Raw genomic sequence first — 14086 nt, 5'->3', positions numbered from 1 at the left:
TCACTATGCGTTTTGATGAAGCTTATTCAGGAAATGTGTTTATTAAAAGTCATCCGCATTATGAAGACAGCAGTGCTGTAATTTATGGGATGCCAATGGACTGGACAGTTAGTTATCGTCCGGGTTCAAGATTCGGCCCAACCAGAATAAGAGAAGTGTCCATCGGCCTTGAAGAGTATAGTCCTTATTTAGATCGAGATCTAGAAGAAGTGAAATTTTTCGATGCAGGAGATATTCCATTACCATTTGGAAACCCGCAAAAAAGTATCGATATGATAGAGGAATACATTGACGGACTACTTGCAGATAATAAATTCCCTATTGGTATGGGTGGGGAGCATTTAGTTAGCTGGCCAGTCATAAAGGCGATGTATAAGAAATACCCTGACTTAGCGATTATCCATATGGATGCACATACAGATTTACGAGACGATTACGAAGGCGAACCACTTTCTCATAGCACACCAATCAAGAAAGCGGCTAATCTCATTGGTCCAACAAACGTCTATTCATTTGGGATTCGTTCTGGGATGAAAGAAGAGTTTCAATGGGCTAAAGAAGTAGGGATGCATATTTCTAAATTTGAAGTATTAGCACCTTTGAAGGAAGTTTTGCCACAATTAGCTGGTCGTCCTGTCTATGTGACAATTGACATCGATGTCCTTGATCCTGCACATGCGCCGGGTACAGGTACTGTTGATGCTGGAGGCATTACTTCTAAGGAGCTTTTAGCCTCTATTCATGAAATTGCTCGTGCCAATGTGAATGTGGTTGGCTGTGACCTAGTTGAAGTGGCACCCATTTATGACCCTTCAGAACAAACTGCGAATACAGCTAGTAAGCTTATTCGTGAAATGATTTTAGGTTGGGTGAAATAAATTGATGATGCGAACAAATTCTATTATAGGAGAATTTGTTCGTTTTTTATTTGGTTTTGTGTGATATCTGGTGTTTAGTTCAAAAATACTAACTACGTGAAAAGCTTTATCATACGCTTTTCATCAGAAAAGTTCTGTGGATGCCCGTGGTATACTAGTGGTCAAAGTTGTTGTTGTATAATTATTCATGACTGGAAGATAACATTAATTTGTTTTATACTAATAAGGTTATAGAAATTTCGTTTGAAACGGTATAAAAGGATGTGGAGGGATTGTCGAAAGTTTTAGATGATCAAATTCCTGTAAAAATAAATGTGAAAACGACCATCCATGATGGGAATAGTAAGGATACTTTTGAATTAACGGCGGCTGGTCGATACTATAAAAAAGGAAATGCCAGATATCTTCAATATGAAGAAGAGATGGATGTAGGCATGGTGAAAACCATTGTAAAAATGACTGAGGATGACGGTTTAATCTTACGAAGTGGTTCGATAAAAATGCGCTTGCCATTTAAAATGCATCAGTCTTTAAGAGGTAATTATACGACCCCATATGGTGTATTTAATTTAAAAACTTTAACGAAGAGAATGGTGCATGAGTTTAAAGAAGAGACAAACATTGGCTCTATTGATTTGATGTATGATTTAAACATGCAAGGATCTAAAGCAGGAACCTATCATCTAACCATTGCATTTGAGGAGGAAAACTGAGTGAATATCGTTGAACAGGTGCAACAAAATCTGAAACAAGAAATTAAACAAGCGGTCATAAAAGCTGGCTTAGCTGAAGAGGGACAAATTCCTGATGTTATTCTAGAAATACCAAAAGACAAAACGCATGGTGATTATTCTACAAATATGGCGATGCAACTTGCAAGAGTGGCAAAAAAAGCGCCAAAAATGATTGCTGAAGATATCATTACTCACTTTGATCAATCAAAAGCTTCGATTGAAAAGATGGAAATCGCTGGGCCAGGATTTCTGAATTTTTACATGGATAATCGTTATTTAACGAACTTAATTCCTACCGTGTTAGAAGCAGATGAAGCCTACGGTCAAACAAATGTAGGTAATGGCACAAAAGTTCAAGTAGAGTTCGTATCTGCTAATCCAACAGGTGATTTACACCTAGGCCATGCGCGCGGGGCAGCTGTTGGTGATTCATTATCCAACATTCTAGCGAAGGCAGGCTATGATGTTACGCGTGAATACTATATTAACGATGCCGGCAACCAAATTAATAATCTCGCTTATTCTGTAGAAGCCCGTTATTTCCAAGCATTAGGTATGGAAAAGGAGATGCCGCAAGACGGTTATCATGGGGAAGATATTATTAATATCGGTAAAACACTTGCTAAAGAACATGGTAATGAGTATGTCGATTACGATGCCCAAGAGCGTTTTGACACTTTCCGTGAGTATGGTTTGAAATATGAAATGGAAAAATTAAAAAATGACTTGGAAGATTTCCGTGTTCCTTATGATGTATGGTATTCAGAGACTTCACTTTATCATAATGGAAAAATCGACCGTGCATTGGAAGCATTAAAAGAAAATGGTCATATATACGAAGAAGATGGTGCGACATGGTTCCGCTCTACTACTTTTGGTGATGATAAAGATCGTGTTTTGATTAAAAATGACGGCTCCTATACGTATTTAACGCCAGATATTGCTTATCATAAAGATAAATTAGAGCGTGGCTTTGAGAAAATTATTAACGTTTGGGGTGCAGACCATCATGGTTATATACCGCGTATGAAAGCTGCCATTCAAGCACTTGGCTATAGTAAAGAAGCCCTTGAAGTTGAAATTATTCAGCTCGTTCATTTATATAAAAATGGCGAGAAAATGAAAATGAGTAAACGTACAGGTAAAGCAGTAACCATGCGTGATCTTGTAGAGGAAGTCGGTTTAGATGCGACTCGTTATTTCTTCGCGATGAGAAGTGCGGACACTCATTTAGATTTTGATTTAGATTTAGCTGTATCACAGTCTAACGAGAACCCAGTATATTATGCACAATACGCACATGCGCGTATTTCAAGCATCTTAAGACAAGGTGAAGAACAAGGGTTAGTTCTTGACGCCCAAGCTGACTTATCATTAATCGGAGCAGAAAAAGAACTAGATGTATTGAAGAAAATTGGCGAATTTCCACAAGCAGTAGGTGAAGCTGCTGAAAAGCGCATGCCTCATCGAATTACCAATTATATCTTTGACTTAGCATCTACTTTCCATAGCTTCTATAATGCCGAAAAAGTTTTAGATAGCGAACAGCCTGAAAAGTCAAAAGCAAGACTAGCACTAATTAAAGCGGTACAAACAACATTGAAAAATGCATTAGCGTTAATCGGTGTGTCAGCTCCTGAAAAAATGTAAGAGACGTACAGCAAGCGCCCCACTCGTGTAGTGGGCGCTTTTTTTCTTGAAATAGAATTAAATTCACAAAGAGTAGTAATGGAGAAGAATTGCGCGTAATCCATGTTTACGCGTAAAAGACGAAGGGAGAAGGAGAAGAATTGCGTGAAAGTCGTGTTTGCCCGCAAAAGGCAAAGGGAGAAGGAGAAGAATTGCGCGTAATTCATGTTTACGCGCAAAAGACGAAGGGAGAAGGAGAAGAATTGCGCGTAATTCATGTTTACGCGCAAAAGACGAAGGGAGAAGGAGAAGAATTGCGTGAAAGTCGTGTTTGCGCGCAAAAGACGAAGGGAGAAGAAGAAGAATTGCGCGTAATCCATGTTTACGCGCAAAAGACGAAGGGAGAAGAAGAAGAATTGCACGTAAGTCGTGTTTGCGCGCAAAAGGTAAAGGGAGAAGGAGAAGAATTGCGCGAAAGTCATGTTTACGCGCAAAAGACGAAGGGAGAAGGAGGAGAATTGCGCGAAAGTCATGTTTACGCGCAAAAGACGAAGGGAGAAGGAGGAGAATTGCGTGAAAGTCGTGTTTGCGCGCAAAAGACGAAGGGAGAAGGAGAAGAATTGCGTGTAAGTTATGTCTCCGCAGTAAAAGACAGAAGAAAGGGGATTGGTGTTATTAAGTTTTACATGGCACTTCTAACATTACACATAGAAAGAACCTAAAGCAGATAAAAAGATCATTAGTCTACTTTAGGTTCTATTTATTTTTATAGGTATGAATCAGAGCATATATTGTCTTATCCACTACTTCCATTCAACCGTTCCGCCACCAACACGCTTGACTCCGCGAATGCTAGCGACATCTTCAACAAGTTGTAAACATGCTAAGTTCTTTGCTTTCGCTTCAATCATTAAATCCACATCTTGACCTACTTCGCGAATGGCCGTTAGCAGGGGTTGTACAAACTGGAAATCCACATAATCAGCATGCGACCGATAGGCTTTATCTGATTTAGGTGAAGACACATGGATTTTAGGTCGCAAACCCTTATGGCTCCATGTTTGAAATACGCGTGGTAATAATTCTCTTAAAGGAATGTCCACGAGATTAGCCATATGGTGATGATAATCAAAAATCATTGGCACCTTTTCCTCTTCACATACAGCAAGTGTTTCCTCGGCATTATAGGTTTTATCATCGTTTTCTAACGTCATTCTCGCTTTAATATGTGAGGGTAAAGTTTTAAGATTTTCCTCGAAACGTTTTAAGGATGTCATCTTATCACCATAAGCACCGCCTATATGTATATTGATAATAGCGGTCTGGCTTAAACCCATTGCTTCGAGCATGTCAAAATGATATTGCATGTCGATTACGGCATTTTCGGTTACTTCCTGTCTAGGAGAAGTAAATAAAGTAAACTGATTAGGGTGGAAGCTTACACGTAAATGATGGTCTTTAATCAATTTACCCAATTCATACCATTCATTCTTAAAGGGCGATTGGAAATCCCATTTCACATCGGGGTGAGTAGCAAGTGGCACTATCGAACTTGATAATCGGTATAATGGGATTTCATGAGCAATATTATAATGAAGCATTCGCTTTGTGTGAGCAAGATTAAGTGCAGTAATTTCCCTCAGTTTATCTAATCTTTCATGAGCATTTAATTGTTGATAGCGAGCGTAAGTAAGTGTTTTTGCAGGGGAGGCATCCCATAATGTAATCGCATGAGATACATACCCGAAACGTATTGAAATCAATAGTTATCGGCTCCTTATAAAAAGAGATCTACACATCGTGCTAATAATTCTTTCCCTTGTCTCTTCAGGTTGAAACCAGAAATATCTTGATATTGCAGTTTTTCTGCATTCGCTAAATCCTTATGAAATACTTCGCTTAGTTCTTTATGAAAATGAAGATCCTCACTATAACAATTTATTTCATCATTAAGAAAGAAGCTTCTTTTATCAAAATTAGCTGTTCCGACGACAGCAACTTCATCGACGATCATTGCTTTTGCATGATAGAAACCTTTTTTATACTCATACACTTCTGCTCCTGCCTTCAGTAATGGACGTAAGTAACGATGGGAAGCTTCTTTGACAAGAAAGTGGTCACTCGTATAGGGAATCATAATCGTTACTTTTACCCCTCTTGTTAATGCGGACAATAGATGCTGCATTACTTCTACATCGGGAATAAAATAGGGTGTACCAATTTCAATGAATTGTTCAGCATTTTCAATCAGTGCGATATATTCCTCTTTCAAGAATGCACCATCATTCACTTTAAACTGATGTTCTACACTGCCTTTTGTTATATCTTTTGGAAAATACTTTTCAGTTTTACTTATTAGTTGGTTGCTAGCATCTGCCCAATCTTGTAGGAAAACACTTTGTAAAGTATGTGCACCTTCTCCATTTACTTTTAAATGGTAGTCTCGCCATGGTGTAAGTTTACGGTCAAGGTTGATATACTCAGGGCCTACGTTAAATCCACCTAAATATCCTACTTTTCCATCAATTACAGAAATTTTCCTATGATTTCTTGCTTGTACGTTGTAGAATAGAAAGGGAAACGTAGGTGTATGGGCAAAGGCTAATTGAATACCATGAGAACGTAGCTCTTTTTTGAGTTTAAAATTCAGAATAATCGGTAAACTACCAGCCCAATCTAATAGCAGACGTACCTCTACACCTTCATTTGCTTTTTGTTTTAAGATAGTTAAAAATTCCTGTCCTATTCCTTCGTCTTTAACAATATAAAAGAGAATATGGATATGGTGTTTTGCTTTTTTTAATTCCGTAAAATAATCATCAAATAATGAAGGTCCGTCCGCAAAAAGGACAAAGTTAGCGAAAGCGGGGGAGGGGTTCATTCGGCTGACTGTTTTTAAATGTTTTTTACGACCAAGGGCATAATCGACCCATAGAAGAAAAATAAATACGATAGCAATCAGCAAGATGACCGCAACAGAAAGAAGGATTGTCAAGTTGATCATCTCCCAAAACAGTATGTTTAAATAGTATCTCCATAGAGACCTATTCTATTATCGCTTTTATTGCCTGAAGAAAAAAGGATAAAATAAATAAAAAGTAGTTGACTGAATGCTCATTCTTTATATAATGGAACTAAGATTTAAATTCAGAAAATTTTAATACGATAAAATTTTCTTTTTACATTGAATAATCTTCTTATACACATGGATTAGTCGAGAAAGGAGTAGAACACACGTGAATGGATTATTATGGGTTAACCTTATTGCGACCGTTCTTGTAATCGCTTACGCACTTAGTTTGTTTGCTTATTTGCTCAAGACCAGATATGAGTACATTAAGCTTGGAAAGAAAACGGCATTTGACAATAATGTTAAAGAGCGTATGAACAAAATTTGGGTCAATGTATTTGGGCAAAAGAAGCTTTTAAAGGATAAAAAAAGTGGCGCTATCCACGTCATGTTCTTCTATGGCTTTATTTTAGTCCAGTTTGGTGCAATCGATTTTATTATCAAAGGAATTTCGCCTGGATCACATCTTCCATTAGGTCCGTTGTATCCAGGATTCACTTTTTTCCAAGAAATCGTCACTTTAATGATTTTGGTTGCCGTCATCTGGGCATTTCACAGAAGATATGTTGAAAAGCTTGTTCGTCTAAAAAGAGGTTTTAAATCAGGGATTGTTTTAATTTTTATTGGCGGCTTGATGTTATCTGTTTTATTAGGAAATGGCATGTCGATGATTTGGCACGGACATGATCCTGTATGGACGGAACCGGTCGCTTCGCTTTTCGCCATCGCCTTATCATGGATTGGTGAAACAGCTTCTATTGTAGTCTTTTATGTTTCTTGGTGGATTCACTTATTATTCCTACTCGCTTTCCTAGTCTATATTCCGCAATCGAAGCATGCTCATTTGATTGCAGGACCAGTAAATGTATATTTCAATAGATTAGATAACCCAGGAAAGTTAAAACCAATCGATTTCGAAGATGAATCACAAGAGACATTTGGTGTTGGACATATTGAGGAGTTTTCGCAATTACAAATGATCGACTTTTATGCTTGTGTTGAGTGTGGTCGTTGTACAAATATGTGTCCGGCGACTGGAACAGGTAAAATGCTTTCTCCGATGGATCTTATCATTAAGTTGCGTGACCATTTAACATTCCACGGGGCAGCGGTGACTAGAAAACAACCATGGGTACCGACATTTGCCTTTTCGAATACGAAGGGAAATCAAATTGCTTTAGCAGCTGGGGCAGAGGGTGCTGAAGAGGCGGCAGCGGGCCTCGCTTATAGTCCGAGTTTGATTGGGGAAGTCATTACAGAAGAAGAAATATGGGCATGTACAACTTGCCGTAATTGTGAAGACCAATGCCCAGTTATGAACGAACATGTAGATAAAATTATTGACCTACGCCGATATCTTGTTTTAACAGAAGGTAAAATGGATGCCGATGCACAACGTGCGATGACGAATATCGAACGTCAAGGAAATCCTTGGGGACTAAACAGGAAAGAGCGAGAAGATTGGAGAAGTCTTCGTGAAGATGTACATGTTCCTACAGTGAAAGAAATGAAGAAAGCAGATGAATCTTATGAGTATCTGTTCTGGGTAGGAGCAATGGGTTCTTATGATAACCGTAGCCAAAAGATTGCCCTTTCCTTTGCTCGTCTTTTGAATGAGGCAGGAGTTAAATTTGCTATCCTTGGCAATAAAGAAAAGAACTCAGGTGATACACCAAGACGTCTAGGGAATGAGTTCTTATTCCAAGAGTTAGCAACAAAGAATATCGAAGAGTTTGAGAAAAATGAAGTGAAGAAAATCGTAACAATCGATCCACATGCTTATAATATCTTTAAAAATGAATATCCAGACTTTGGGCTTAAAGCCGAGGTATACCACCATACGGAAGTATTAGCGAAATTGGTGAAGGACGGTGTGTTAAAACCACAATATGCCGTTGAAGAAACGATTACCTTCCATGATTCTTGTTATCTAGGGCGCTATAACGAAGTATATGATCCACCTCGTGAAATTTTAAAATCGATTTCAGGTGTGAAACTAATTGAAATGGAGAGAAATCGCGAAAAAGGAATGTGCTGCGGTGCTGGTGGTGGATTAATGTGGATGGAAGAAGAAACAGGTAATCGTGTCAATGTTTCACGTACAGAACAAGCATTAGCGGTCAATCCAACGGTTATTAGTTCAGGGTGTCCATATTGCTTAACGATGTTATCAGATGGAACAAAAGCAAAAGAAGTAGAAGAAAATGTACAAACATATGATGTAGCTGAGCTTTTAGAAAAAGCTGTTATCGGTGAACAAACACTCGCTTCATAGAAATAAGGAGAGAGGAATTGAAACGTATAAAAATTCAGTAAAAATAAATTTTATGAATTTTTAGGATATTGTTTTAATTCTTCTCTTTTTTCGTGTAAAATAAAGTAAATAAAGCGCTTTCATGATATTTGTAGAAATTTTACTTTTTTCTATGGACATCCTTTGAGCGAGCGTTCAGTCAATAGCCTCTTAGTTAAAAGAAAATTTAGTGAATAAGAGATAAATAGGAATGGAGTGAAAGTTTTGAGTAAAACAGTCATTGTTGCAGGTGCGAGAACACCTTTTGGTAAGTTTGCTGGTGGGTTAAGCTCTTTCACCGCTTCAGATTTAGGTGGAATCGTTGTTAAAGAAGCTCTAAAACGAGCGAATGTTGCTGGGCAAGATGTAGGCGAAGTAATTTTAGGCTCAGTCTTACAAGGAGGACAAGGACAGCTCCCGTCAAGGCAAGCAGCGCGAAAAGCTGACTTACCTTGGGAAGTGAAAACGGAAACAATCAATAAGGTATGTGCTTCAGGAATGAGGAGTGTGACCTTAGCAGATCAAATTTTAAGACTAGGTGAAGAAGAGATCATTGTTGCCGGTGGAATGGAATCGATGAGTAATGCTCCTTATCTTCTGCCAAAGGCTAGATGGGGATTAAGAATGGGCGATGGCAAAGTGCAGGATTTAATGACATATGATGGTTTAACTTGCAGCTTTTCTGGTGTGCATATGGGCACTTATGGGAATGAAACAGCAGAAGCATTCAACATTAGTAGAGAAGAACAAGATAGATGGGCATTGAGAAGTCATCAGCGAGCAGCAGAAGCAATTAAATCAGGTAAATTAGCTGAAGAAATTGTGCCAGTTGAAGTACCGCAAAGAAAAGGTGAGAGCATCGTCGTTTCAGAAGATGAAGCGCCTAGGAAAGATACATCCTTAGAAAAGTTAGCTAAACTAGGTTCCGCGTTTGGTCCAGGTGGAAGTATTACTGCAGGGAATGCTCCTGGTGTAAATGACGGTGCGGCTGCCCTTGTACTGATGAGTGCAGAAAAGGCAGAGCGTGAAGGAAAAGAGATAGGGGCAGTAATTCTCGGTCATACAGCAATTGCGGTAGAAGCAAAGGACTTTCCGCAAACACCTGGCTTAGTCATTAATGAGTTATTAAAAAAGACAGGTAAAAGCTTAGATGATATTGATTTATTTGAAATAAACGAAGCCTTTGCAGCAGTTGCCTTAACAAGTGGAAGAATTGCTAAATTAGATGAAGAGAAGGTAAATGTGAATGGCGGTGCGGTTGCCCTCGGTCACCCGATTGGTGCAAGTGGTGCAAGGATTATTTTAACACTCATGCATGAATTAAAGCGTAGAGGTGGCGGTATTGGCATTGCTGCTATTTGTTCAGGTGGAGGTCAGGGTGACGCAGTAATGATAGAAGTGGCCAAACAATAAATTCCTGGAGGGGATAAATAAATGAGTATCAATACAGTAATGGTTATCGGTGCAGGACAAATGGGTTCAGGGATCGCGCAAGTTTGTGCGCAAGCGGGATTTAGTGTTTATTTAAATGATTTAAAGCAGGAGTTTTTAGACCGTGGATTAAGTGTGATTAAAAAGAATTTAACTAGACAAGTAGATAAGGGCAGAATGCAAGCAGAAGAAATGGAAAAAGTTCTTGCTAATCTGATTCCCTCTACTTCATTAGAAGATGCAAAACAGGTTGATTTAGTGATAGAAGCAGCTGTTGAAAATATGGAAGTGAAGACAAAGATATTTAACCAACTAGATGAAATTACGCCAGCACATACGATATTAGCATCAAATACATCTTCTTTACCGATTACGGAAATTGCCGCAGCGACTAAACGTCCCGAAAAAGTGATTGGTATGCATTTTATGAACCCTGTACCAGTCATGAAATTAGTCGAAATTATACGTGGTTTAGCAACAACAGATGAAGTGTATCAAGCAATTGAGGACATGACGAAACAATTAAACAAGGTGCCAGTAGAAGTGGAGGACTTTCCAGGTTTTGTGTCTAACCGCATTCTCATGCCGATGATTAATGAGGCTGTCTATACATTATATGAGGGAGTTGCAACGAAAGAAGCAATCGATGACGTTATGAAACTGGGTATGAACCATCCGATGGGACCGTTGACTTTAGCAGATTTCATCGGTTTAGATACGTGTCTCTATATTATGGAAATTTTACACGAAGGCTTCGGTGATGATAAGTATCGTCCATGTCCTTTATTAAGAAAGTATGTAAAGGCTGGATGGCTAGGTAAGAAAACTGGTAAAGGTTTTTACGAATACGCTTAATGATTAAGTAAGTTAAATAATTAGTCGAAGTGGATAAAAATCTTTTTTGAACCTTGCTAAGACACATACAATTGACGACATCGGGGGTTAAGTATATGCATTTAAAGTTTACTGAAGAGCAAGAGATGATGAGAAAAATGGTGAGGGATTTTGCTCAAGCCGAGATAGCTCCATATGTGGATAGGATGGAAGCTGGCGAGTTTCCAAGGGAAGTCTTGAGGAAAATGGGAGAGCTTGGATTAATGGGGATTCCCATTCCAGAAAAATACGGTGGCTCTGAAATGGATTTTATGTCCTATATCATTGCTATTAATGAAATCTCTAAAGTAAGTGCAACAATTGGTGTGATTTTATCTGTCCATACATCTGTAGGTACGAATCCAATTGTTTATTTTGGTACAGAAACACAAAAACAAAAGTATGTTCCCAAGTTAGCTAGTGGAGAATATTTGGGTGCGTTTTGCTTGACTGAACCAAGTGCAGGTTCTGATGCAGGAAGCTTAAAGTCAAAAGCGGTAAAAAAAGGAGATCAATATATTATCAATGGCTCCAAAGTATTTATTACAAACGGTGGAGAAGCGGATGTCTATATTGTCTTTGCTTCCACAAACACAGCATTAGGAACAAAAGGAATATCGGCTTTTATTGTTGACAAGGATACCCCTGGACTAGTCATCGGAAAAGATGAACATAAAATGGGACTTCATGGTTCAAGAACTTTACAGCTTAGCTTTGAAGATATGGAGGTACCTTCGGAAAACCTTTTAGGTGAAGAAGGTGAAGGCTTTAAGATTGCCATGTCTAATTTAGATGTGGGGAGGATTGGCATTGCTGCCCAAGCCCTGGGGATTTCTGAAGCTGCCCTTGAGGCATCCACTCGTTATGCTAAAGAAAGAGTCCAATTTGGTAAGCCGATTGCAGCCCAGCAAGGTATTGGCTTTAAGTTAGCGGATATGGCAACGGCAGTTGAAGGAGCAAGACTACTAATCTATCGTGCTGCTCATATGAGACAAAACGGTCAAAAATGTGGGAAAGAAGCATCAATGTCTAAATTATTCGCTTCTAAAACAGCTGTTGAAGTCACAACGGATGCGATTCAAGTATTTGGTGGCTATGGCTATACAGAAGATTATCCAGTAGAAAGATATTTCCGTGATGCAAAAATAACGGAAATATACGAAGGTACAAGTGAAATTCAAAAGCTAGTAATCAGTAAACAACTTTAACAATTTATCTTGGAGGAGTAATCATGAATTTTCAATTAAGTGAAGAACATGAAATGATTAGAAAAATGGTAAGAGATTTTGCTGAAAACGAAGTGGCGCCGACCGCTGCTAGTCGTGATGAAGAGGAACGCTTTGATCGCAATATATTTAATAAAATGGCTGAACTAGGTTTAACAGGTATTCCTTGGCCAGAGGAATACGGTGGTATTGGGAGTGATTATTTAGCATACTGTATAGCGGTGGAAGAACTGTCACGTGTATGTGCATCTACCGGTGTAACTTTATCTGCACATACATCCCTAGCCGGATGGCCAATTTATAAATTTGGTTCAGAGGAACAAAAACAAAAATATTTAAAGCCGATGGCACAAGGTGAAAAAATAGGTGCTTATGGTCTAACGGAACCAGGTAGCGGATCTGATGCTGGCGGTATGAAAACAACGGCGAGATTAGAGGGCAGTCATTACATTCTTAATGGCTCAAAAATTTTCATCACAAATGGTGGTGAAGCAGAAATCTATGTTGTATTTGCTTTAACTGATCCTTCAAATAAACATAAAGGAACAACGGCCTTTATAGTCGAGTCTAATTATGAAGGATTCTCTGTCGGTAAAAAAGAGAAAAAGTTAGGTATTCGTTCTTCTCCTACAACTGAAATCATTTTCGAAGAGTGTAAAGTACCAGTTGAAAATGTGCTCGGCGAAGTCGGTGAGGGCTTTAAGATTGCGATGATGACGTTAGATGGTGGTCGTAATGGTATTGCTGCACAAGCTGTCGGAATTGCTCAAGGTGCGTTAGATGCGGCAACTGCTTATGCAAAAGAGCGTGTTCAATTTGGAAAACCGATTGCGGCCCAGCAAGGAATTGGTTTTAAATTAGCAGATATGGCAACAAGTGTAGAAGCAGCTAGACTATTGACCTATCAAGCAGCTTGGTTGGAATCTGCCGGACTGCCTTATGGAAAAGAATCAGCTATGTCTAAACTTTTTGCTGGCGATGCGGCGATGAAGGTGACAACGGATGCTGTGCAAGTATTTGGTGGCTATGGTTATACAAAGGATTATCCTGTCGAGCGTTACATGAGAGACGCAAAGATTACACAAATTTATGAGGGTACTCAAGAAATTCAAAGATTAGTCATTTCAAGAATGGTTACGAAATAACAAATAAAGAAATGGGGCGCCGATTATGTTTAGGTACGCAATTAGATCGTTGCCCCGCATTAAATGATTCTTCTCATAGATCCATTAAGTAAAGAGAGGTTTATACAGTCATCAACATGGATGGAGGGTATAAAAGGACGGTAGATAATCATGTCAAAGAGAGAAGTACAGGCCTCTGTCAAAGATGAAAAGCTTGTAAAAAAAAGAAGAGATCAAATGATCAAAGGCGCGGTGAACCTATTCATCGAAAAGGGGTTCCACCGAACGACGACAAGAGAGATTGCGAAAGCTTCTGGATTTAGTATTGGTACATTATATGAATATATCGGAACAAAAGAAGACGTACTATATCTTGTCTGTGACAGTATTTATGATAAGGTTCGAGAGCATCTACAAAAGGGGCTAGACACAAAAAAGGGAACGATTGATAGCCTGAGACAAGGGATAGCAGATTATTTCCGAGTCGTTGATGGTATGCAGGATGAAGTGCTAGTGATGTATCAGGAAGTAAAGTCTTTATCGAAAGACGCGTTACCTTATGTTTTAGAAAAAGAAATTGAAATGGTGGCAATGTTTGAGAAAGTAATCGTTCTTTGCATAGAAAATGGAGAGCTTTCATTACCTGAGACAAAGGTCAAAATGATCGCTCATAATATTTTTGTCCAAGGACAAATGTGGGCGTTTAGGCGTTGGTCATTACAAAGAATGTTTACGATTGAGGAATATATTGAACTACAAACAGATTTACTTTTTCAAGCAATTCATGCAGAGAAACGATAATAGATTAACTGTAAAAATAACTGAAAA

The 14086-nt window shown here is 38.7% G+C and carries 12 protein-coding genes; 10 read left to right on the top strand and 2 right to left on the bottom strand.

Annotated elements, in window-relative coordinates; genetic code table 11:
* The first annotated feature begins 5 nt into the window (after positions 1-5).
* The 4 genes from speB to MKX67_RS21910 all read left to right on the top strand — a co-directional run bounded on the left by speB (position 6) and on the right by MKX67_RS21910 (position 3963).
* The gene (gene speB / locus MKX67_RS21925; RefSeq protein WP_095371548.1) at positions 6-878 is read left to right on the top strand and encodes an agmatinase; all 873 of its coding nucleotides are present in this window, start codon (positions 6-8) and stop codon (positions 876-878) included.
* A gap of 272 nt (positions 879-1150) precedes the next feature.
* On the top strand, positions 1151-1591 hold the full coding sequence (locus MKX67_RS21920; protein WP_233435184.1) for a DUF1934 domain-containing protein: 441 nt from the start codon (positions 1151-1153) through the stop codon (positions 1589-1591).
* Positions 1592-3262 carry an arginine--tRNA ligase gene (gene argS / locus MKX67_RS21915; RefSeq protein WP_340976867.1) on the top strand — a complete coding sequence of 557 codons (1671 nt, stop codon included), beginning with the start codon at positions 1592-1594 and terminating at the stop codon, positions 3260-3262.
* A 140-nt stretch (positions 3263-3402) separates the two neighbouring features.
* Positions 3403-3963, top strand: a complete 561-nt coding sequence (locus MKX67_RS21910; RefSeq protein ID WP_322909845.1) for a hypothetical protein — start codon at positions 3403-3405, stop codon at positions 3961-3963.
* An 81-nt stretch (positions 3964-4044) separates the two neighbouring features.
* Here the strand turns inward: MKX67_RS21910 and uvsE are convergent, their stop codons facing one another.
* Together uvsE and cls are read right to left on the bottom strand one after the other, a co-directional pair.
* Positions 4045-5001, bottom strand: a complete 957-nt coding sequence (uvsE, locus tag MKX67_RS21905) for a UV DNA damage repair endonuclease UvsE (RefSeq protein WP_322909915.1) — start codon at positions 4999-5001, stop codon at positions 4045-4047.
* 17 nt (positions 5002-5018) lie between these two features.
* Positions 5019-6236, bottom strand: coding sequence for a cardiolipin synthase (gene cls / locus MKX67_RS21900; RefSeq protein WP_322909844.1), 1218 nt, complete (start codon positions 6234-6236; stop codon positions 5019-5021).
* Positions 6237-6477: 241 nt separating this feature from the next.
* On the opposite strand from cls, the gene MKX67_RS21895 reads away from it, so the two are divergent.
* The 6 genes from MKX67_RS21895 (at position 6478) to MKX67_RS21870 (ending at position 14059) form a co-directional block, all read left to right on the top strand.
* Complete coding sequence (locus MKX67_RS21895) at positions 6478-8586, top strand: (Fe-S)-binding protein (RefSeq protein ID WP_307316578.1); 2109 nt, start codon at positions 6478-6480, stop codon at positions 8584-8586.
* Between the two features lie 243 nt (positions 8587-8829).
* Positions 8830-10017: an acetyl-CoA C-acetyltransferase gene (locus MKX67_RS21890; protein WP_095371554.1), complete on the top strand. Its 1188-nt coding sequence runs from the start codon at positions 8830-8832 to the stop codon at positions 10015-10017.
* A gap of 21 nt (positions 10018-10038) precedes the next feature.
* Complete coding sequence (locus MKX67_RS21885; protein ID WP_095371555.1) at positions 10039-10890, top strand: 3-hydroxybutyryl-CoA dehydrogenase; 852 nt, start codon at positions 10039-10041, stop codon at positions 10888-10890.
* Positions 10891-10985: 95 nt separating this feature from the next.
* Complete coding sequence (locus MKX67_RS21880) at positions 10986-12116, top strand: acyl-CoA dehydrogenase (RefSeq protein WP_342488766.1); 1131 nt, start codon at positions 10986-10988, stop codon at positions 12114-12116.
* Positions 12117-12139: 23 nt separating this feature from the next.
* The gene (locus MKX67_RS21875) at positions 12140-13279 is read left to right on the top strand and encodes an acyl-CoA dehydrogenase (protein ID WP_095371557.1); all 1140 of its coding nucleotides are present in this window, start codon (positions 12140-12142) and stop codon (positions 13277-13279) included.
* A gap of 150 nt (positions 13280-13429) precedes the next feature.
* Positions 13430-14059 carry a TetR/AcrR family transcriptional regulator gene (locus tag MKX67_RS21870; protein WP_095371558.1) on the top strand — a complete coding sequence of 210 codons (630 nt, stop codon included), beginning with the start codon at positions 13430-13432 and terminating at the stop codon, positions 14057-14059.
* Positions 14060-14086 lie beyond the last annotated feature (27 nt).

Origin of the sequence: Cytobacillus sp. FSL W7-1323, from assembly GCF_038595015.1 — a bacterium.
Taxonomy (GTDB): domain Bacteria; phylum Bacillota; class Bacilli; order Bacillales; family Cytobacillaceae; genus Cytobacillus; species Cytobacillus kochii.
This window is presented reverse-complemented; position numbering and strand designations above follow the sequence as displayed.

What these genes read in the sequence shown, in the direction of transcription:
- MKX67_RS21885 (WP_095371555.1), top strand. Translation starts at nt 10,039, where the DNA reads ATGAGTATCAATACAGTAATGGTTATCGGTGCAGGACAAATGGGTTCA.
- speB (WP_095371548.1), top strand. Translation starts at nt 6, where the DNA reads ATGCGTTTTGATGAAGCTTATTCAGGAAATGTGTTTATTAAAAGTCAT.
- MKX67_RS21875 (WP_095371557.1), top strand. Translation starts at nt 12,140, where the DNA reads ATGAATTTTCAATTAAGTGAAGAACATGAAATGATTAGAAAAATGGTA.
- MKX67_RS21880 (WP_342488766.1), top strand. Translation starts at nt 10,986, where the DNA reads ATGCATTTAAAGTTTACTGAAGAGCAAGAGATGATGAGAAAAATGGTG.
- MKX67_RS21870 (WP_095371558.1), top strand. Translation starts at nt 13,430, where the DNA reads ATGTCAAAGAGAGAAGTACAGGCCTCTGTCAAAGATGAAAAGCTTGTA.